Genomic DNA, 19,062 nt, shown 5'->3' on the forward strand with positions numbered 1-19,062 from the left:
ACGGCACACCTCGCACACCTCGATGCCAAGGACACAGCGATGAACTACCAGCACGCCTTGCGGTTCGGCGCCCGCCTGAGCGCCCCGGACGCCACCGGCGACACAGCCGCCGGCGGAGCCACCGGCGAGGCGAACATCGCGGCCACCGCCCGCCTCGCCGAGGAGCTGGGCTACGACCAGATCGGCATCCGCACCCCAGGTGACGGGCCTCAGCAGGATGTCCTGACGGCGTTGTCCTGGACCGCGGCGCACACCGACAAGATCGGGCTGCGGGCGGAGGCGCCCCACGTGCCCGCACTGTCCGCACAGGAGCCGGCGATGCTGGCGCGGGCGGTCGCGAGCCTCGACCGGCTGACCGGCGGCAGGGTGGAGCTGGTCCTCGGAGCCGCCGATGAGCCGGACGCGATGCGGCCCGACGAGGGTCCGTACGGTCGGCGCTCCGACCTCGCTGGCGTTGTGGGGGAAGCACTCGACGTGATCCGGGCGCTCTGGGACGTCCGTGACCGAGGGCTCGCCGGTACGGCAGGCAGCGTCTTCCGCGTGTCGGGAGCCCAGAAGGCCGCACCGGCACATGAGGTCCCGATCGCGCTGCGCGGGGACCGCAAGGAGATGCTGGAGCTGGCGGGCCGGCGGTTCGACGGGTGGGTCACCACCTACGACGGAGCGGCCGCGCTGGAAGAGGCCAACCGTACGATCGACGACGCGGCCCGCGCGGCAGGGCGCGACCCCCGTGAGATCCGGCGGGAGATCACGATCAGCGGCCGGTTCGGCCACCGCGGCGCCCCGTTCACCGGCACGCCGGGGGAGTGGGTCGCCGATCTGCTGCCGCTGGTCGTCGACCACGGGGTGGGGACGATCATGATCGACACGGACGACCCCGACACGCTCACCCGCTTCGCGCGGGAGGTCGTCCCGGCACTCCGGGCCGCCGTTGACGCGGCGCTGCCGCACGGCTCGGCGGGAGTCAGGATCCGCAGCGCCGCCGTGCGCGCGAGACGGCGGACCGGCGTCGACTACGACAACGTGCCCGCAGGTCTGGCGGAGGTGGTCGAGCCCGGCGATCTGACCTACGGCCGCTTCCGCTCCGGTTACCTCCGCGGCGGAGCGCCGGGTGTGGTGCTGCGCGCGGCCGGCGTCGAGCAAGTGGTCGCCGCACTCGCCTTCGCCCGGCTGCACCCCGAGCTGCCGCTGTCGCGACGCAGCGCGGGACACGGCATTTCCGGGCGCTCCACCAATGACGGAGGCATCGTCATCGACGTCTCGGCGATGAACACCATCGAGGTCGTCGACGAGACGGCCCGCCGGGTGCGCATCGGCCCCGGCGCTCGCTGGATGGACGTCGCCGCCGCGCTGAACCCGTACGGATGGGCGCTCAGTTCCGGCGACTACGGCGGTGTCGGCGTGGGCGGCCTGGCCACGGCGGCGGGCATCGGATATCTCGTACGCGCCCACGGACTCACCATCGACCACCTGCGTGAGGTGGAGATGGTGCTGGCCGACGGCTCGGTCGTGCGGGCGAGCGCCACGGAGAACACCGACCTGTTCTGGGCCGTGCGCGGCGCCGGCGCCAACTTCGGGATCGTCACCTCGTTCGAGTTCGAGGCCGACGAGGTGGGCCCGGTCGGCTACGCCGAGCTGACCCAGGACGCCGGTGACCGCGCACGCTATCTGGTGGACTGGGGTCAGTTCGTCGAAAGCTCCCCACGCGACGTGACGAGCTTCCTGATCATGCCGCCCACGCGCGGCGGACAGCCGCCGATCGCACTCAGCCGCACCGTGGTCGACTCCGACGATCCGGAGACGGTCCTCGCGCGGCTGCAGCCGCTCGCCGGGCTCGGGCAGCTCTACGCCCAGCAGGCGCAGATCCTCCCGTACGCGGCGATCATGGCGAACGCGAGCGACGACGAACCACAGTCCCAGGGCGAACCGGTCTCGCGGAGCGGACTGCTGCGGCACATCACGCCCGAGTTCGCGGCGGCCGCCGCCCGGGTCATAGCGAGCGGCTCGGCGCACTGGTTCCAGATCCGGGCGCTCGGCGGCGCCGTCGGCGACGTCGCCCCGGACGCCACCGCCTTCGCCCATCGGGACGCAAACTTCTCCGTCGTGCTGATGGGCGGGCACGACGCGGTCGTGGACGCCCTCTGGGCGGAGCTTGAGCCCTTCTTCGAAGGCAGCTACCTCAGCTTCGACAGCAGCCTGCGACCTGAGCGGATCGAGCAGGCCTGGCCGCCGAAGACCCTCGCCCGGCTGCGCGCCCTGAAGGCGGTGTACGACCCGGACTCGGTCTTCGACGACAACTTCGCCATCACCCCGGCACCTTCCCCGGCCACCACCCCGGCCGCACCCTCAGGAGGAACACGATGACCGACTACGGACACGACCTGACCTTCGGCGCCTTCATCTCCCCCGTGGCGACCCCGGCCCAGCGGCCCGTCGAGCTGGCCGTCGTCGCCGAGCACGCAGGACTCGACCTGGTGGGCTTCCAGGACCACCCGTACCAGCCGAAGCTCCAGGACACCTGGACGCTCATGTCTTACGTCGCGGCGCGCACCCGACGCCTGCGCGTCGTCGGGGACGTCCTGAGCCTGCCCCTGCGGCCACCCGCGACGCTCGCCCGCGCCGCGGCGAGCCTCGACCGCCTGTCCGGCGGGCGCGTCGAGATCGGTCTCGGTGCCGGTGCGTTCCTGGACGGCGTCGTGGCGATGGGCGGTCCGCGTCTTACCAAGCGCGAATCGGTCGACGCGCTGGAGGAGGCGATCACCGTACTGCGCGGCCTGTGGGCGACGGACGAGCGCGGCGCGTTCACGTTCGACGGCACGTTCTACCGCGTCACGGGTGTGCACCGCGGCCCCACCCCGACCCGGCAGGTGCCGATCCACGTCGGCGCCTACGGACCGCGCATGCTGCGGCTGACCGGACGGGTCGCCGACGGCTGGCTGCCGTCACTGAACTACCTTCCCGAAGGATTGAGTTCGCTCACCAAGATGAGCGAGCAGGTCGACACGGGCGCCGCCGAGGCGGAGCGTGACCCCGCGGCGATCACCCGACTGCTCAACATCGGCGGCCGTTTCGCACCGAACGCCGGCGGGACCTTCGACGGTCCGCCCGCACACTGGGCCGAGCAGATCGCCGAAGTCGCCCTCACCACGGGTGTGTCGGGCTTCCTCCTCATGGACGACGACCCGGCGGCGATCGACGTCTTCGGCCAGGAAGTGGCCCCCGCAGCCCGCGAACTGGTCCGCGCCGCCCGAGGCCGCTGATTCACCCGGCGCCCGCTGCCTCACCCGCGCCCGCCGAGCCGGCAACAGTGAACAGTCAACAGAAGCAACAGAAGGAAGTGCCATGTCGGTCAGCGTCCGACCGTTTCGCCCCGGCGATGCCCCACGGCTCGCCGAGATCGTCCAGCGCTGTCTGCGTGAGGTGAACAGCCGTGACTACTCGGCCGACATCATCGACAGGCTGTGCGCGCACTACACGGCCGAGAAGTTGATCGAGCTGTCCGGAAGCCGCCTCATCTACGTGGCTGAGGACGACGAAACCAAGGGCGACGAAGCCAAGGGCGACGACATCCTCGGCACCGTTTCCCGGGACGGCAACAAGGTCTACACGATGTTCGTCGACCCGGACGCGGCCGGGCTGGGCGTGGGCCGCCACCTCATGCGGCACATAGAGGTCTTGGCCGTGCGGGACGGATACGACCACATGGAGACTGGTGCCAGCATCACCGCCCACCGGTTCTATCTGAAGCTGGGCTACACCGATGTCGGCGAGAGCGAGACGGAGTTCGGCCTCAACTACATCCTCCGCAAGCCGCTGCCCGGAGACGTCGTCACATCGTGACCAGGATCTTGCCGTGGACGTGCCGTCCGGACTGGAGGGTCACGGCCTCGCGGATCTCCTCGATCGGGTAGACTGCGGCTAGGGGCACGGTGAGCTTCCCGGCGAGGATCGCGTCGGTGATCCGGCCCAGGGCGGCCGGTCCCGCCTCGCTGCCTCCGGTCGCGCGCACACCGCCGGGCGGGTTCGCGCCTGCGGCGATCGTGGAGATCCGCTCGGCCGGTACGCCGAGCGCCAGCGCGGTCTCGGCCGTCTCGGTGCCGAAGAGATCCGTCGCGGCGCTCACGCCGTCGGGAGCCGCCGCCCGCACCCGGTCCGCGAGGCCCGGACCGTACGCCACCGGCTCGGCGCCCAACTCCCGCAGGAAGTCGAATGTGCTCTCCGACGCGGTGCCGATCACCCGGGCGCCGGCGAGCTTCGCGAGCTGCACGGCGAACACCCCCACGCCACCGGCGGCGCCACCGACCAGGACGGTCTCTCCGGGACGCGGACCGATCGCCTCCAGAGCGGCTGCGGCGGTCAGTCCTGCCACCGGAACCGTGGCCGCCACCTCGTCGCTGATGCCGTCCGGTGTGTGGAACAGCTCGTCGGGCTGCGCAGCCGGGATGTTCAGTACGAGGAAGTCGGCGGCGGCCTTCGCCATCGCGCCGCCGAAGACCCGGTCACCCACGGCGAATCCTTCGACGCCGACTCCGGCCTCGTCCACGACGCCGGCGAAGTCGTACCCGAAGCCGCTCGGCACGCTGACGCCGAACAGCGCCGCCAGCTCGGGGTTCGAGGCGATGGCCCCGTCCATCGGGTTGAGGCCGGCGACCGTCACCCGGACGCGCACCTCCCCCGGACCCGCGTGCGGCTCCGGAACGTCACGCAGCTCCAGCACCTCGGGTCCTCCGAATGTCTGATAGACGACGGCTCGGCTCATGGCACTACCTCCAGTGGGGCGGACGAACATGGTGATGGGACTTGGTCCCATCACCATACATCAGTGACGGGACCAAGTGCCGTAGACTTTCCGCATGGCCCGCTGGCAGCCCAACGCATCAGAGCGACTCGTCCTCGCCGCCGTCGAACTGTTCGAGGAGCGCGGCTACGAGCGCACGACGGTGATCGAGATCGCGGAGCGCGCCGGGCTGACGAAGAGCACCTTCTTCCGGCACTTCCAGGACAAGCGGGAGGTCCTCTTCGGCGGAGCCACGCTGACCGCACTGCTCGCCAAGGGGATCGCCGACGCGCCAGTGGCCGCCACGCCGCTCGAAGCGGTGGCCCACGGTCTGTACGCGACGGGGAAGGCAGCGTTCCCCCCGGCCCGCCGCGAATTCACCGCCCGCAGACGGGCCGTGATCGAAGCCAACTCGGAACTACGGGAACGCGAAGCGCTGAAAGGCCTCGGCCTCACCGGATCGATGACGGACGCGCTGGAGCAACGCGGCGTCCCCGAGCTGATCGCCTGCGTAGCCGCGGAGTTGGGCGGGCTCGCCATGAAGATCGCCTACGAGCGCTGGAGCGAGACGACGGACGGCGACGACTTCGGGGAACTCGTGCGCGAGGCGTTCACCGAGGTACGGACGGCGACCGGCTCGTGCTGACCTAAGGCCTGTCCGAGCGAAGGCGGGCGAGTCGGCGGCGTGCGTAGTCCGGTTCCGCTCTCCATCCGCACGCCGCCTCCCAGGCGTGGACGGCCGCCTCGGCGCGCCGCTGCCGGTCGTCGGAGAGGACCGCGGTGGGCAGGTCCGCCAGGTCCAGGTCGACGTGGTCGATCCGGGCCTCGTCCCAGTCCAGGAAGCCGATGGCGCCGTCCCGGGTCACCCGGATGTTGCCGGGGCCCGGATCGCCGTGGACGACCGCCAACGGGACGTCGGCCAACTGCTGCCAGGCGTCCCGGCAGGCGCGGACCGCGGCCTCGGGCATCGCCGTGAGATCCACGTCGCCGCCGCGCTCGTACCGCAGCAGCTCCTGACTGGACCGGAAGCCGGGACGTTGCGGCCACCCCGCCGTGACCGCGTGCAGCCGCCGCAGCTCACCGGCGACTGCCGCCCAGTCCCCGGCGCCGGGCGGGTCGCCGTCCAGCCACTCCTGTACGACAACGCCCGCCACCCGGCGGCGGCCGTCCGGCGCGGGAACCCCAGCGGGGACGGTGAAACCGAGGCCGTCCAGCCGCTCGATCAGGTCCAACTCCCAGTCCAGCGCGGCGTCGGAGCGTCCGCTGCGCCGGGCGACCAGCCGCCGGCCGTCGTCCCCGGCGACCTCGACCACCTCGTTGCGATGCCCGCCGCCCAGCCGTCCGACGACGCGCGGTCCGCCCCAGGCGCGAAGTACGTCCCGCAGCGGCGGAAGATCCGCCCGATCACCCCCGGCAGGCGTCAATCCTGCACCTGCCCAGGACCCACGCACTCGTACCCGGGATCCGCGGCGGACACGATGTCCTCGTACACCCGCACCTTGTGGCTGATCAGGTCCATGCACTCGCCGAGCCGCGCGATCTGCCGCGCCAGCAGCTCCTGGTGACGGCGCATCAGCTCCAGCCGCTCCGCCTCGTTGCCCCTGCCCTCCCTGACCAGCTCCGTGTAGCGCCGGATCTCGGGAAGCGGCATGCCGGACGCCCGCAGGAACGTGCACAGCGTGAGCCAGTCGACGTGCTCCTCCCCGTACAGCCGCCGACCACCGGAATTGCGCCGCACGGGCGTCGTGAGGATGCCCTCGCGCTCGTAGAAGCGCAGGGCGTGCACGCTCAGACCCGTACGCCGGGCCACGTCGCCGATGCTCAGTTCGGTCATACGAACCAGCATAAGAGGCTTGATCTAGAGCCGACTCCAGCTCCTAGAGTCCGCCGTGAACCCAGCGACAAAGGAGCTCCACCATGCGCTATCGCGTCCTCGGCGGCACCGGTATCGAAGTCAGCACGTACTGCCTCGGCGCCATGATGTTCGGCGCCGTCGGCAACCCCGACCACGACGACTGCGTACGGATCGTGCACGCCGCACTCGACAGCGGAGTCAACTTCGTCGACACCGCCGACATGTACTCCCAAGGCGAGTCCGAGGAGATCGTCGGCAAGGCACTCCGTGGCCGCCGCGACGACGTGGTCCTCGCCACCAAGGTGCACTTCCCGATGGGTGAGGGCCCCAACAGGGGCGGCAACTCGCGCCGTTGGATCGTCCAGGAGGTGGAGAACTCGCTGCGCCGCCTGCAGACCGACCACATCGACCTGTACCAGGTCCACCGCCCCGACCACCGTACGGACGTCGAGGAGACGCTGTCCGTCCTGACGGACCTCGTACAGCAGGGCAAGATCCGGGCCTTCGGCTGCTCGGCCTTCCCTGCCGAGGAGATCGTCGAGTCCCACCACGTCGCCGAGCGCCGCGGTCTGCACCGCTTCCGCACCGAGCAGCCGCCGTACTCCATGCTCGCCCGGGGCGTCGAGGCCTCCGTACTGCCCGTCGCACAGCGCACCGGCATGGGTGTGCTGACCTTCTCCCCGCTCGCTTTCGGCTTCCTGTCCGGCCGGTACCGCAAGGGCGGCCAGGTCGATCTCACCGCAGGCCGGCCCGCCATCGCCCCCGCCCGCTTCGACCCGAAGCTCCCGGGCAACGCGGCCAAGTACGAAGCGGTCGAGGAACTGATCGCGCTCGCCGACGACTTGGGCCGCTCCCTGCCCCAACTCGCGCTGGCCTTCGTCACCGCGCACCCCGCCGTCACCTCGGTGATCACCGGCCCGCGCACGATGGACCAGCTGACCTCGCTGCTCGCGGGCGCCGACCTGACGCTCGACGACGCGGCACTGGACCGGATCGACGCGATCGTCCCGCCGGGTACGGACCTGTACCGCGCCGACGGTGCGTGGCAGCCGCGCCCGCTGACCGAGGCGTCGCTGCGGCGACGGCCGTCGGGGGAGCGGGCAGCGGCGTAGCGCCTGCGGAGTGGGGCGCCGCGTGGTCAGGCGGAGCTGCGTTCGGCCAGGGGACGGCGGCGCAGGGCCGGATCCTGGAGGGCGGGCGGCACATACGCCTGGTCGAGCACCCCGACATCGCTGCCCGGCGGGACGATCTCGTCGATCCGGTCGAGGATGTCGTCGGTGAGCGCCACATCGACGCCGTCGAGAAGGTCGTCGAGGTGGCTCATGGTGCGCGGCCCGATGATCGCGCTGGTGACGCCCGGATGGGCGATCGTGAACGCCATCGCGAGATGCGTCATCGGCATCCCGGCCTCCCGCGCGAGCGGGATGAGCTGTTCGACCACGTCGACGCGACCGGTGTCCGTGAGGTGCTTGAAGAAGGCGGCGCGGCGCAGATCGTTCTGCTGCCCCTTGCGGACGCGGCCGGTGAGCAGCCCCTGCGCGAAGGGCCCCCACACGAGCGTGCCCATCCCGTAGCGCTGCGCGACCGGCAGCACCTCGCGTTCGGCGGCGCGGTTGAGCAGCGAGTACGGCGGCTGCTCGGTGCGGAACCGCTCCAGACCGCGCCGCTCGGCGACCCACTGCGCCTCGACGATGCCGGACGCGGGCATCCCGGACGCCCCGATCGCACGTACCTTGCCACTGCGGATCAGGTCGGTCAGCGCGGACAGGGTCTCCTCGACATCGGTGGCGGGGTCCGGGCGGTGGATCTGGTAGAGGTCGAGGTGGTCCGTCCGCAGACGGCGCAGCGAGTTCTCGACCGCCGTCACGATCCAACGCCGCGAGGTGCCCTGCTGGTTGGGGTCGTCGCCCATCGGGCGGCTCACCTTGGTGGTCAGGACGACGTTGTCACGACGACCCTTGAGCGCCTTGCCCACGACCTCTTCCGAGTCGCCGTAGGCATCGGCGGTGTCGATGAAGTTGATCCCCGCGTCCAGCGCCTTATGGATGATGCGGGCCGAGTCGTCGGCGTCGGGGTTGCCGATGGTGGTGGCGAACATCAGGGTGCCGAGCGCGTAGGGACTGACCTTGATCCCGGTCCGGCCGAGCGTGCGGTACTGCATGTGATTCACACCTTTCCCGATGGGGTGATCCGGCTCCTGGACGGCGCCCCGGGGTGATCGTCCCGCCGGGTCCGCGCCGGCGCTCGCCGGTCTTGGGGCTCGGCTTCCAGACTGCGGCCAGGGGGACGGCGGCGGGAGAGACGTCCCTGTCCGGGGACCGGCTGTCCCTGGCTGGGCCCGGTGCCCGGGTTCATGATGGTGGTGTGGACAGAAACGAGCTGGCCGACTTCCTCCGCCACTGCCGCGCTCGCCTCACCCCCGCCGCCGTGGGACTGCCGGCGGGCGCACGGCGGCGTACCCCGGGATTGCGGCGCGAAGAGGTGGCACAGCTGGCGGGCATGTCCACCGACCACTACACCCGCATGGAACAGGCCAGAGGATCGCACCCGTCCCGCCAGATGCTCGCCGCCGTCGCCCGCGCACTACGACTGACGGCGGACGAGCGCGACCATCTGTTCCATCTGGCCGGTGAGGAGCCTTCACGCGACCGGTCGGTGGCGGAACACGTCCGACCCGGGCTGCTCCTCGTCCTGGACCGGCTGGTCGACACGCCCGCCCAGGTGATCAACGACCGTAGCGACATCCTCGCGCAGAACGCCATGGCCAAAGCGCTCATCGGCGACGCCTCCGCCCGTCCGCAGGCGGAGCGCAACATCGCGTGGCGCTACTTCACGGACCCGTCGGCGCGTGAGCTGTTCCCCGTCGAGGAGCACGAGAACGCCTCCCGCACGGCCGTGGCGGACCTGCGGGCCACGCTCGCCCGGCGCCCGGACGACGTACGGCTGGCGAAACTCGTCCACGACCTGCGTGCCAGGAGCGAGGAGTTCTCCGCGCTCTGGGACGCGCACCACGTTGCCGTACGCCGCTCCGCGACGAAGCGCTTCCTGCACCCGGTCGTCGGCCCGCTGGAGCTGGACTGCGAAACACTGCTCAGTCCGGAACACGACCAGCGCCTGATCGTCCACTCGGCCCGCCCGGGCAGCGAGTCCCACGACCGGCTCGAACTGCTCCGCGTGGTCGGGTTGCAGGACTTGACGCGCGGCTGAGCAGCCACAGGACGCTTGACCTCAACCCTTGTTCACGTTTTACGTTCGTACCCGTCAGTGAGATCCCTCGACGGCGGGAGCAGCACGATGGAGTACTCGCACAACGACACGGAACTGGTCAAGCAGCCCATCGGTTACTGGGGTTGGGCGGCGCACAACGCGGTTGTCACGAACATCCGCGCCGGGCTGGCGGACTTCGACGTCACCCAGCCCCAGTGGTGGATCCTGAACCAGGTGGCCACCGGCGAGAACGGCAGGACCCGCGCGGAAGTGGCCGCGGTCCTGAAGGGCTACCTGGACGTGGGCGCGAGGCTCGGGCCCGAGACGGACGCACTCCTCGACCGGAACCTGCTCGTGACCGACACGCAGGACCGCCTTCAGCTGACCACCGAGGGCGAGGCGGTCTACCGCAAGTGCGCGGAGCGCCAGGTGGCCATGCGGGAACAGACCCACGACGGCATCACGGACGAGGAGTACCTGGTCACGCTCAAGGTGCTGCAGCGGATGATCCACAATGTCGGAGGCGAGGCCTGGCACCACTAGGGGGCGCGAACCCCCGTCCCGTGGGTCACCCCGACGATCTGAGCGGTTGATGCGCGTCCCGGTGCGCGGTTTCCTGAGCGATCGAGAGTAGGGTGCCACTCGGAGGTGGCCCCCATTGTCCACTGAGGACGAGCTGTTCAGTGCTGTCGACGCCCTGTTGGAGCGGGTCGCGCAGGATGATCTGCCGGACCCCGCGGAGCGTAAGAGGCTGCGCGAGGCGGCGGGGCTGAGCCAGGCTCAGATCGCCGCCGCGCTGGACGCGCGCCGGGAGGCGGTGGGGAACTGGGAGGCCGGGCGGACCGAGCCGCGACCGCCGAAGCGAGCCGCGTACGCCAGGCTCCTGGAGGGCCTGGCGGTACGGTTCCCCGCGCCTGACGGCGATGCGCCGACAGCCGAGGCGCCGGCCACCCGCGTGCCGGCCCCGCAGGCGCCGCCGGCCCCGGCTCCGGTGGTGCCCGAGCCGGCCCCGGCGCCGGAACCGATGCAGCCCCCCGTGGAACCAGTTGCGCAGGCGCGCCCGGCGTCCGGGGCGCCGTCGTCGCGACGTACAGGTACGAAGAAGCCCGCGGCGAAGAAGGCCGCAGCCGCCCCCGTCGCGGTCGACCCACGCTTCGAGAACGGCCCGCTCGCGGTGGTCGACTGCGCGGACGACGGCCAGGTGTCGGCGTACTGCGTCGGCGGCCTGGTCCTCGACGTCCCCGCCAAGTCCGTCCCGGCACTGGTGGAATGGACGCTCAAGGAGGCGCGCCTCGGCCAGCCACGGCTGCACCGCAACGGCAAGGACGCCGACCCGATCCTCGTGCTCACCCGGTCCGCGCTGGAGCGCTTCGGGCTGCCGGACGCGCTGTCGGACGAGGAGCGGCGCGCGGGCCGGCTCCCGGCCGGACACAAGGTGCTGAAGCAGCTGGAGCGCGCCGAATGGCAGCTCACCCAGCGCGGGTTCGGGCCGTGGGCGCGGATCTTCCGCCCGGCGGACGGGTCGCGGCGTAACTGCGTACAGCTTTGCATTCCTGCCTGGAACGCACTCGACGTCCGCGAGTGGGACAACAAGGACGAGCCGCTGCTGCCCACGATGGACGCGGCGGACCTGGCCCGGTTCCTGGGCACGTACGCGACCCGGGTGATGACACCGCGCGGCACCACCGCCGTCACAGGGCTGGAGCTGATGGTCGCGCTGCACCCGCCGACGATGGCGGTGAAGGACGACACCACGGGGGAGTGGCACGGCGCTCCCGCCCCCGGCGCGCTGACAGCCGTGTACGAGCCGGTGGAGTGCGAAGTCCCTGACGGCCACCCGGTGTTGAAGGGCAGGTTCGCGCGACACCATCAGCGGACGCCTGCCGAGATGCTGATGGAGGAGTCCTACGACTGGTCCCGGCCGCTGACGGACGCGGAGTGCGAGAAGCAGTTCGTCGTCGGCATCGACGTCAACATGGCCTTCGCCGCCGCGGCGAACCGGCTCACCGTCGGCCTCGGCGGCCCGACCCACCTCACCGGACCCGACTTCGACGCGAAGCTGCCGGGGTCCTGGCTGGTCGACCTCTCCCACATCGCCCTGGACGAGCGGCTGCCCAGCCCGTTCACGGCGAAGGGCGTGCGGCCCGAGGGCCCGGCCTGGTACGCGACGCCGACGGTCGCGTACGCGGTGGAACTCGGTCACCAGGTACGGCCGGTCGAGGCGTACGTACGGTATGAGCGCGGCGCCTACCTGGACGCCTGGTACACCCGGCTGCGCGACGCCTACATGGCGACGATGGCCGACCTCGGTGTGGTGTCAGGAATGGAGGAGCGGGCGTTTCTGGAGGCGATGGCGCTGCACAAGCAGGCCGACCCGGAGATGGCGCTCGTACTGAAGGCGATCAAGGCGACGGCGAAGGGCGGCATCGGCAAACTCCGGGAACGGCCGCGTACGACACCGCTGTTCGAGCCGTGGCCCGCGCTGGAACGGGCGACCTGGCGCCCGGACATCCGGGCAGCGGTCCTGTCGGCGACCCGGGTCAACATGCACCGCAAGATGGTCAAGGTCGCGGCAGCCGCCGGCATTTACCCGGTCGCGATCGGGACTGACTGCGTCATCTACCCTTCCGAAGGCCCGAGTCCGCTGGACTTCCTGCCGCGCACCCCGGACGGCAAACCGGCGCCCGGCACGTTCCGGCTCGGCGTGTCGCCCGGGATGGTCAAGCACGAGGGCACCCAGACGACACTGTGGGCCGAGGAGCAGTACGAGAGGTACGGGGACGCCGTCAACATCGCCCGCATCATCAAGGACGGCGGCAAGGCCGCCGACGACGGGGAGTAGACGATGGCCGACCAGCTCGGGGACAGCCTCGACCGCGCGGTGGAGGGGGCGTTCACCCGTCCGATCCCGAAGTCCGCGCAGGCGCAGATGAAATACCTGGTCAGACAGATGAAGGGCACCAGGGCCACCGCGGCGGCGCTGGGGGTGTCGCAGCGGACCGTGGAGCGGTACGTGGCCGGCAAGCTCAAACGCCCGCGCAGGGACCTCGCCGGACGCCTGGAGCGCGAGGTGCGCAAGCGCTGGCAGCCACAGATCCGGGCGAGGGCGAAGAAGAAGGCCGCGTCCACGGATGGCATCGTCGTCTACACCCGGGCCCGCTTCGGCTTCACGGCCGCCCCCGGCAGCAGCGACGACGCCCGCGTCCGGCACATCACCCAGGCGCTGTCCCCGCACTGGGCACAGCGGCTCTTCGACGCCCGCGACACCGGCGCCACCGAGCAGCAGCTCCTCGACATCGCCGCACAGGGCCTGGGGGAGCACTACTTCCGTGACAACGGGCGCCGCGCCCAGGACTTGACGGTGGAGTTCACCGACGTGGAGGAGATCGAGATCGACCTCTGACCCGCACCGGGCGAGCGGGTGCGGACCGTACATCGACGGGCGTCGTCGACGGACCGCCCCGTCGGCGCCGAACACCGGGAGCCGTATGCAGATCGACCTGCTCGTCATCTACACCGACCAGTTGGAGGCGTGCCACGCCTTCTACACCGGACTCGGGCTGTCCTTCGCCAAGGAGCAGCACGGCACCGGTCCTGAGCACTACGCCACCGTGCTGGTCGACGGCGCCGTGTTCGAGCTGTACCCGAGCAGCCCCCGCCGCCCGGCCACCGGCTCGCTGCGGCTCGGTTTCACCTTCCGGGCCCCGGCCTCGGCCGCTGCTGGCGCTACCGGCCGCCCGCCGGGCCGGCAGGTCGTCACCGACCCGGACGGGCGCACCGTCGTCCTCACCCTTACGGGACGTGACAGGCCCTAGTCGTCGAACCCGTCCCGCATGACCTGTCGGGCGACCTGCCGGCGCGCCTCGGCCAGCTCCGCCGCGATCCGCTGCTCCCGGTCGATGTCCGTCACCACGAGCGCCGGTATGGGCGGGCCTGCCAGCAAGCACTCGCGCCGCAGGTGCGTGGGCGGGTGTGACGAGTCGATGCTGTGCCCCCGTCGGGCGCCCACGCGTCGCTGTCGTTCGTACTCGTGCTCGGGGATCGACTCCATATGGGCGGTGAGACGTTCCCACAGCCCGTCCGCTTTCTCCTCGGCCTGTTGGGAGTCGCGCCGGCCGACCCGGGGGTTGTTGACCTCGCGTCGCAGGGTGTTCGCGGCCGAGTCGGCGACGAGGATATGGTCCACCAGCCCCACCGCGGCCTCGGTGGAACCGGCGCGGGCGGCAACGGAGTCGGCGAGGTACTCCGTGCGCTGGCCGGCCCGCGCGGTCAGCTGGTCGAGCAGCGTCTGTGCGCCCTGGATCAGCAGACGGGGAACCACGCAGAGCAGGTTGAGGAGCGCCTCCAGCCCGGACGGTTTCGACATCGGCTGGAGGTAGTAGCGCCATGTCGTCAGGGACCGGAACGCCGTCGCGACGATCAGCCCGCGCCGGGTGTCACCGTTGCTGTAATGGCCGAGTTCATGGCCGAGCAGCGCGACCCGTTGCTGGGGCGTGAGTATCTCCCACATCGGCAGCCCGAGCCTCAGCAGCCGTTGACCGCGCACACCGCAAGTCGTCACTCTCGCGCCCACTTTGGCGTCGACGGCCACCACGTCCACACTGCGGGTGTGGGCCACGCCCGCGATCTCGTCGAGCAGTTCGTACAGCGCCGGTGCCTCGGCGCGCCGCAGCAAGAACTCGTTCCTGGGCAGCGGGACCAGACGGGGTCGCAGAGTCCAGGCCAGCGCCAGGAGGAGGAGACCGAGCATCATCGCCGGGGCGCCCGACGCGCCCACCATGCACCAGATGCCGGCCGCCACCAGGACCACCGTCATCCCGTGCACAGCTCCTGCGACGACATTCGCGAGGACCGCGGAGACGCCCCGCCCGGCATGCGGCGTCCCATCGGCGGCCATGTCGGCCAGCAGCTTCTCACCGTGCCGCTGGGCCCATACGCGCCGAGCCCGGTCCAGCCGGCCGGGTGGCTCCTTGGGTCCGACCGGGTCCACATTCCAGTCGCAGGCGGCGCACCACGTGGTGAACCTGTTGTCGGTGCGGATCTCGGCTCCGCACTCCGGGCACGGCAGAACCGTCTCGCCCATGGTCGTACTCATGACGCGTTTCCCCCTTTTGTTGCGGGCCCCTCCTCGGACCGAGCCGAGCTCTCCGTAACGTGCCGAGGTGGTCATGCGCTTCGTCAGCGCCCTCGGGAAACGGTTCGACGGCCTCGCGGCGCCCTGGCTCAGTGGCGGGCCACGGCGAACTTCGAGCGTGTGAGCCGCAGCGGACGTGCGGCTCATACAGGGTCTGGTGCGGCGTGTTACCGCTATCCGCACGGAACTGCGGCCGCCTTCGCACCAAGTGGGCCGCAACGACGGGCCGGTCACAAGTTTACCGGTGCGTTGCTCACGTATCAAGACATCCCGAACGTGTCGAGTAACCAAGTGGCCTCCTAACAGGCGGCGTTGAGGCGGGAGTGAGAGCAACCCCGCTCGCCGACGCCATGAACGCCGGTCGGACATGGCGCCGTGACAGGTGTTCACCTGGGCCTGCTGCCAGATAGGTTGGCGAGTACGCCAGGTAATGCCCCTGCTTCGCAGGGGAGTTGTGGGAAAGGGAACTGATGGACACCGACTGGATGAACGAGCCGCCGAAGCCCCCGGTCCAGCTGGACACGGACAAGGCGCACCCGGCCCGGGTGTACGACTACTTCCTGGACGGCAAGACGAACTACCCGGCCGACAGGGAAGCCGCGGAGGCGATGATCGAGAGGGGTCTGCCGACCGCTCGTCGTGACGCGCGCGCGTCCCGGGACTTCATGGTGCGGGCGGCGGGCTACATGGTCGACCAGGGCGTCCGGCAGTTCCTCGACATCGGTACCGGTATCCCCACGTCCCCGAATCTGCACGAGGTCGTACAGGAGCGGGCGCCGGAGTCGCGGGTGGTGTACACGGACAACGACCCCATCGTGCTCGCGCACTCCCGGGCCCTGCACACCAGCACCCCCGAAGGCCGCACCCTCTACCTGCACGCCGACGCGACGGACCCCGACACGATCCTGCGCGCCGAGGGCCTGCGCGACACGCTCGACTTCAGCCGACCGGTCGGGCTGACGCTGCTCCTCCTCCTGCACTGGCTTCCGACAGACGCCGGAGTCCGGCTCGTACGCACCCTGGTGGACGAACTCGCCCCCGGCAGCCATGTCGTCATGAGCTACCTCGCGCGGGACCTGTTCGAGGACGTGGGTGAGGCGAAGAAGCTGGAGGGGACCTTCGTCGAGGGCAGCACGAACCAGCTTCGCGGGGCTACCCGCGCTGAGGTCGAGACGCTGTTCGAGGGCCTGGAGATGGTCGAGCCCGGCCTCGTCCCGACCAACCGCTGGCGCCCCCAGACCGTACCGGTGCAGGTCGGCAACCCGGCGCTGGCGGACAGCGGCGTCGTCCCGGCCTGGAGTGGAATCGGCGTCAAGCGCTGACACGCGGCTCGGCGCGCCGCAGCGCCGGGCCGCCGATAAAATGATTCTCTCGCGCCGCCCGCCCCGCCCCGCCCCGGCTGACCGACCGAGCAAGAGAGGACGGCGGCCATGTCCGAACGATTCAGCTCCCGCCGGATCTACGAGGACGCCTCGCCGCAGGACGGCAAGCGCGTGCTCGTGGACCGGCTGTGGCCCCGAGGAATGAGCAAAGAGCGAGCTCAGCTGGACGAGTGGCTACGCGACGTGGCGCCGTCGACCGACCTGCGCCGCTGGTACCAACACGACCCGGAGCGCTTCGCCGGCTTCCGCGACCGCTACATCGCGGAACTGGACGACGCCGCTCACCGACCGGCCGTGACACACCTGCGCGACCTCGCCGCCCACGACGGGGTCACCTTGCTCACCGCCACGAAGGACATCGACCACAGCGAGGCCGCCGTACTCGCCGAATGGCTGAGCGGCGGTCGATGATCGCCTGCCAGGGCTGCGGGGGAAACGACTTCAGCTGCTGACCCGAGGGCGGCGTTCCGGCGTCAGGATCGCGTCTGCGACGACGTCGAAGAGATGGTCGGCGCGTGGCGCGGACGAAGGCTGGTCGCTGAGCCACGCGAGCGACGCGGCCAGTGCGAACAGGTCGGCGCCGTCGATGTCGGTCCGCGCCAGGCCTTCGGTCTGGGCGCGGGTGAGGAGTCGCGTGCCGGCTCCGCGCATGGTGACGCACGACGCGTGAAGCGCGGACTCCGGGTCCTCGATGGCGGTCATCATCGAGGCCACCGCGCCTCGGTAGTTGTGCGCGCAGGCGACGAAGTCGCGCAGCCACAACACCAGCGCGTCGTCGGGCGCACTCGACGTTTCGAGGACGTCCGCCTGTGCAGTCAGCTCGTCGAAGCTCGTCCGGAGCAGTGCGTCAAGCAGCGCCTCGCGCGTCGGGAAGTGCCGGAGCAGCGTGGCGAGCCCCACGTCGGCCCTGCGCGCGATGTCGCGCAGCGACGCCTCCGCGCCCTGCTCGGTGATGACGCCGCCCGCGACGGCGAGCAGGTGGTCACGGTTCTTCCTGGCGTCGGCCCGCATCTGTCTCCCTTGACTATCCGGATCAGTGGTCCATATATTCGGATCAGTGGTCCGGATATATGGACCACTGATCCGATAAGCGTATCCCGCACTGCGGGCAGGAGAAAATGATGCCGACACACACGATGAGGACGGTCCGGCTGCACGCGCACGGAGGCCCCGAAGTGCTGCGTTACGAGGAGGCGCCGACGCCCGAGCCGGGGCCGGGCGAGGTGCTGGTTCGCGTGCACGCGGTCGGCGTCAATCCGCCCGACTGGTATCTGCGCGGCGGGCTGACCACCATGCCGGGGGAGACGGAGTCCACGGTCAGGCTGCCGGTGATTCCGGGGACGGACGTGTCGGGCGTCGTCGAAGCGGTCGCCCCAGACGTGGACGGCTTCTCCGTCGGCGACGAAGTCTTCGGTCTGCTCCGCTTCCCGAGCTTCCACGGCAGCGCGTACGCCGAATACGTCGCCGCGCCCGCATCGGATCTCGCACGCAAGCCGCCCGGCATCGACCACGTCCACGCCGCCGGTGCGCCCATGGCCGGATTGACGGCGTGGCAGTTCCTGATCGACGTCGGCCACGATCACCCGTCGCCCTTCCAGGAACACCGCCATCGCCCGACGGCGCTCGGCGCCGACACGACGGCGCTCGTCAACGGCGCCGCGGGCGGCGTCGGCCACTTCGCGGTGCAGCTGGCGAAATGGCAGGGCGCACACGTCATCGCGGTGGCGTCGGGCGCGCACGAATCGTTCCTCCGCGATCTCGGCGCCGACCAGTTCATCGACTACACCAAGAACCGTCCCGAGGACCTGGCGCACGACGTCGACGTCGTCCTCGACACCGTCGGCGGTCGCGACAGCAGCCGCTTCCTGCGCACACTCAAGCACGGCGGCGCCATCTTCCCGGTGTTCCCCGGCGAGTACGACGCCGAGGAGACCGCGAAGCTGGGCGTCACGGTCTCGGGTACACAGGTCCGCTCGAACGGCACACAACTCGCCGAACTGGGACGCCTGCTCGACACCGGTACGGTCCGCGTAGCGATCGACAGCACATTTCCGCTCGCGGAGGCCCGAGCAGCGCACGAACGCGCCGCCCGAGGACACATCCAGGGCAAGATCGTGCTCACGGTCGCGTAGGAACTGGCTGCTTCACCGCCAACTGTCGCGATGCGTCTCAGCCGCTGATGAGCTGGTCGTAGGGGTGTCCCTCGGGAGTGAAGATGAGAACGAAGTTCGCCCCTACCCCGACTGCTACCTCTCGCAACCGTGCCAACACCACTGCCTGGTCCGGAAGTTCGAGCCCGAGGACTACTGCGGCACGATCTCTTCGTACCGCGAGGTCAGGTACGTCCTCAAGGTATTCGGCAGAGAGGTTGCGGCTTTCCTCCTCCGTGAACGCCTGGCAGTCGCGCCACCACGGGACGACCAGAAGCAGTTGCAGCAGCTCGTGCAGGCCGATCGCGACCAGAGCCGCTCCTCCCTCGGAGTCGGCGTAGAGGACTGGACGTTCCTCGCCGCCTTCGCCACAGAAAAAATACGTGCCTCCCGCGCCGTCGCCGGCGAAACCTTCGAGTGCGTCGCCAGAGGCAAGGTGGACGTCCTCGACATGGTCGCCTCGGTCCAGGTCGAAGTCACCGGCGTCGGCGAGAAAGCGGGCGGCTTCGTCCTGTTCGCGGACGGCGGCGATCAACGATTCCATGGCCGGCATTTTA

Annotated in this window: 20 protein-coding genes; 13 read left to right on the forward strand and 7 right to left on the reverse strand. The window is 70.5% G+C overall.

Features of this window, described 5'->3' with window-relative positions; genetic code table 11:
• Nucleotides 1–39 precede the first annotated feature (39 nt).
• From OHS57_RS35805 to OHS57_RS35815, 3 genes are all read left to right on the forward strand, one after another.
• The gene (locus tag OHS57_RS35805; protein WP_328584660.1) at nt 40–2,364 is read left to right on the forward strand and encodes an LLM class flavin-dependent oxidoreductase; all 2,325 of its coding nucleotides are present in this window, start codon (nt 40–42) and stop codon (nt 2,362–2,364) included.
• Complete coding sequence (locus tag OHS57_RS35810; RefSeq protein WP_328584661.1) at nt 2,361–3,260, forward strand: LLM class flavin-dependent oxidoreductase; 900 nt, start codon at nt 2,361–2,363, stop codon at nt 3,258–3,260. Before OHS57_RS35805 ends, OHS57_RS35810 begins: the two co-directional genes overlap by 4 nt.
• Before the next feature lie 82 nt (nt 3,261–3,342).
• Complete coding sequence (locus tag OHS57_RS35815) at nt 3,343–3,840, forward strand: GNAT family N-acetyltransferase (protein ID WP_042002302.1); 498 nt, start codon at nt 3,343–3,345, stop codon at nt 3,838–3,840.
• On the opposite strand, the gene OHS57_RS35820 is transcribed toward OHS57_RS35815, so the two are convergent.
• On the reverse strand, nt 3,830–4,759 hold the full coding sequence (locus OHS57_RS35820) for an NADP-dependent oxidoreductase (protein ID WP_328584662.1): 930 nt from the start codon (nt 4,757–4,759) through the stop codon (nt 3,830–3,832). The two genes, OHS57_RS35815 and OHS57_RS35820, sit on opposite strands and share 11 nt — an antisense overlap.
• 94 nt (nt 4,760–4,853) lie before the next feature.
• On the opposite strand from OHS57_RS35820, the gene OHS57_RS35825 reads away from it, so the two are divergent.
• Nucleotides 4,854–5,423: a TetR/AcrR family transcriptional regulator gene (locus OHS57_RS35825; RefSeq protein ID WP_328584663.1), complete on the forward strand. Its 570-nt coding sequence runs from the start codon at nt 4,854–4,856 to the stop codon at nt 5,421–5,423.
• Nucleotide 5,424: 1 nt separating this feature from the next.
• Here OHS57_RS35825 and OHS57_RS35830 read toward each other — a convergent pair whose 3' ends face one another.
• Nucleotides 5,425–6,201: a phosphotransferase enzyme family protein gene (locus OHS57_RS35830; protein ID WP_328584664.1), complete on the reverse strand. Its 777-nt coding sequence runs from the start codon at nt 6,199–6,201 to the stop codon at nt 5,425–5,427.
• On the reverse strand, nt 6,198–6,611 hold the full coding sequence (locus OHS57_RS35835; protein WP_328584665.1) for a MerR family transcriptional regulator: 414 nt from the start codon (nt 6,609–6,611) through the stop codon (nt 6,198–6,200). Before OHS57_RS35835 ends, OHS57_RS35830 begins: the two co-directional genes overlap by 4 nt.
• Nucleotides 6,612–6,694: 83 nt before the next feature.
• Here OHS57_RS35835 and OHS57_RS35840 point away from each other — a divergent pair, with 83 nt between their 5' ends.
• Nucleotides 6,695–7,744 (forward strand): aldo/keto reductase, encoded by a 1,050-nt coding sequence (locus tag OHS57_RS35840; protein WP_328584666.1) that lies wholly within the window; start codon nt 6,695–6,697, stop codon nt 7,742–7,744.
• A gap of 26 nt (nt 7,745–7,770) precedes the next feature.
• Here OHS57_RS35840 and OHS57_RS35845 read toward each other — a convergent pair whose 3' ends face one another.
• Nucleotides 7,771–8,793 (reverse strand): aldo/keto reductase, encoded by a 1,023-nt coding sequence (locus OHS57_RS35845; protein ID WP_328584667.1) that lies wholly within the window; start codon nt 8,791–8,793, stop codon nt 7,771–7,773.
• Between the two features lie 203 nt (nt 8,794–8,996).
• Between OHS57_RS35845 and OHS57_RS35850 the strand changes: the two genes are divergently transcribed.
• From OHS57_RS35850 to OHS57_RS35870, 5 genes are all read left to right on the forward strand, one after another.
• The gene (locus tag OHS57_RS35850; protein ID WP_328584668.1) at nt 8,997–9,839 is read left to right on the forward strand and encodes a helix-turn-helix transcriptional regulator; all 843 of its coding nucleotides are present in this window, start codon (nt 8,997–8,999) and stop codon (nt 9,837–9,839) included.
• Nucleotides 9,840–9,926: 87 nt separating this feature from the next.
• Nucleotides 9,927–10,382, forward strand: a complete 456-nt coding sequence (locus OHS57_RS35855) for a MarR family winged helix-turn-helix transcriptional regulator (RefSeq protein ID WP_328584669.1) — start codon at nt 9,927–9,929, stop codon at nt 10,380–10,382.
• A 115-nt stretch (nt 10,383–10,497) separates the two neighbouring features.
• Nucleotides 10,498–12,681, forward strand: a complete 2,184-nt coding sequence (tap, locus tag OHS57_RS35860; protein WP_328584670.1) for a telomere-associated protein Tap — start codon at nt 10,498–10,500, stop codon at nt 12,679–12,681.
• 3 nt (nt 12,682–12,684) lie between these two features.
• A complete protein-coding gene (tpg, locus tag OHS57_RS35865) occupies nt 12,685–13,242 on the forward strand; it encodes a telomere-protecting terminal protein Tpg (protein WP_328584671.1) in 558 nt (185 codons plus the stop codon).
• A gap of 85 nt (nt 13,243–13,327) precedes the next feature.
• Nucleotides 13,328–13,654 carry a VOC family protein gene (locus OHS57_RS35870; protein ID WP_328584672.1) on the forward strand — a complete coding sequence of 109 codons (327 nt, stop codon included), beginning with the start codon at nt 13,328–13,330 and terminating at the stop codon, nt 13,652–13,654.
• Here the strand turns inward: OHS57_RS35870 and OHS57_RS35875 are convergent.
• Nucleotides 13,651–14,934, reverse strand: a complete 1,284-nt coding sequence (locus OHS57_RS35875; RefSeq protein ID WP_328584673.1) for a M48 family metallopeptidase — start codon at nt 14,932–14,934, stop codon at nt 13,651–13,653. The genes OHS57_RS35870 and OHS57_RS35875 overlap by 4 nt on opposite strands.
• Nucleotides 14,935–15,443: 509 nt before the next feature.
• On the opposite strand from OHS57_RS35875, the gene OHS57_RS35880 reads away from it, so the two are divergent.
• Both OHS57_RS35880 and OHS57_RS35885 read left to right on the forward strand, forming a co-directional pair.
• A complete protein-coding gene (locus OHS57_RS35880; protein ID WP_328584674.1) occupies nt 15,444–16,295 on the forward strand; it encodes an SAM-dependent methyltransferase in 852 nt (283 codons plus the stop codon).
• Nucleotides 16,296–16,403: 108 nt separating this feature from the next.
• The gene (locus tag OHS57_RS35885; protein ID WP_328584675.1) at nt 16,404–16,766 is read left to right on the forward strand and encodes a DUF488 domain-containing protein; all 363 of its coding nucleotides are present in this window, start codon (nt 16,404–16,406) and stop codon (nt 16,764–16,766) included.
• Between the two features lie 30 nt (nt 16,767–16,796).
• Here the strand turns inward: OHS57_RS35885 and OHS57_RS35890 are convergent, their stop codons facing one another.
• On the reverse strand, nt 16,797–17,366 hold the full coding sequence (locus OHS57_RS35890; protein WP_328584676.1) for a TetR/AcrR family transcriptional regulator: 570 nt from the start codon (nt 17,364–17,366) through the stop codon (nt 16,797–16,799).
• Nucleotides 17,367–17,476: 110 nt separating this feature from the next.
• On the opposite strand from OHS57_RS35890, the gene OHS57_RS35895 reads away from it, so the two are divergent.
• Nucleotides 17,477–18,487, forward strand: coding sequence for an NADP-dependent oxidoreductase (locus OHS57_RS35895; RefSeq protein ID WP_328584677.1), 1,011 nt, complete (start codon nt 17,477–17,479; stop codon nt 18,485–18,487).
• Nucleotides 18,488–18,524: 37 nt separating this feature from the next.
• Here OHS57_RS35895 and OHS57_RS35900 read toward each other — a convergent pair whose 3' ends face one another.
• Nucleotides 18,525–19,049 carry a hypothetical protein gene (locus OHS57_RS35900; protein WP_328584678.1) on the reverse strand — a complete coding sequence of 175 codons (525 nt, stop codon included), beginning with the start codon at nt 19,047–19,049 and terminating at the stop codon, nt 18,525–18,527.
• Between the last annotated feature and the right edge of the window lie 13 nt (nt 19,050–19,062).

The sequence above is a fragment of the Streptomyces sp. NBC_00370 genome, assembly GCF_036084755.1.
In the GTDB taxonomy this organism is placed as follows: Bacteria; Actinomycetota; Actinomycetes; order Streptomycetales; family Streptomycetaceae; genus Streptomyces.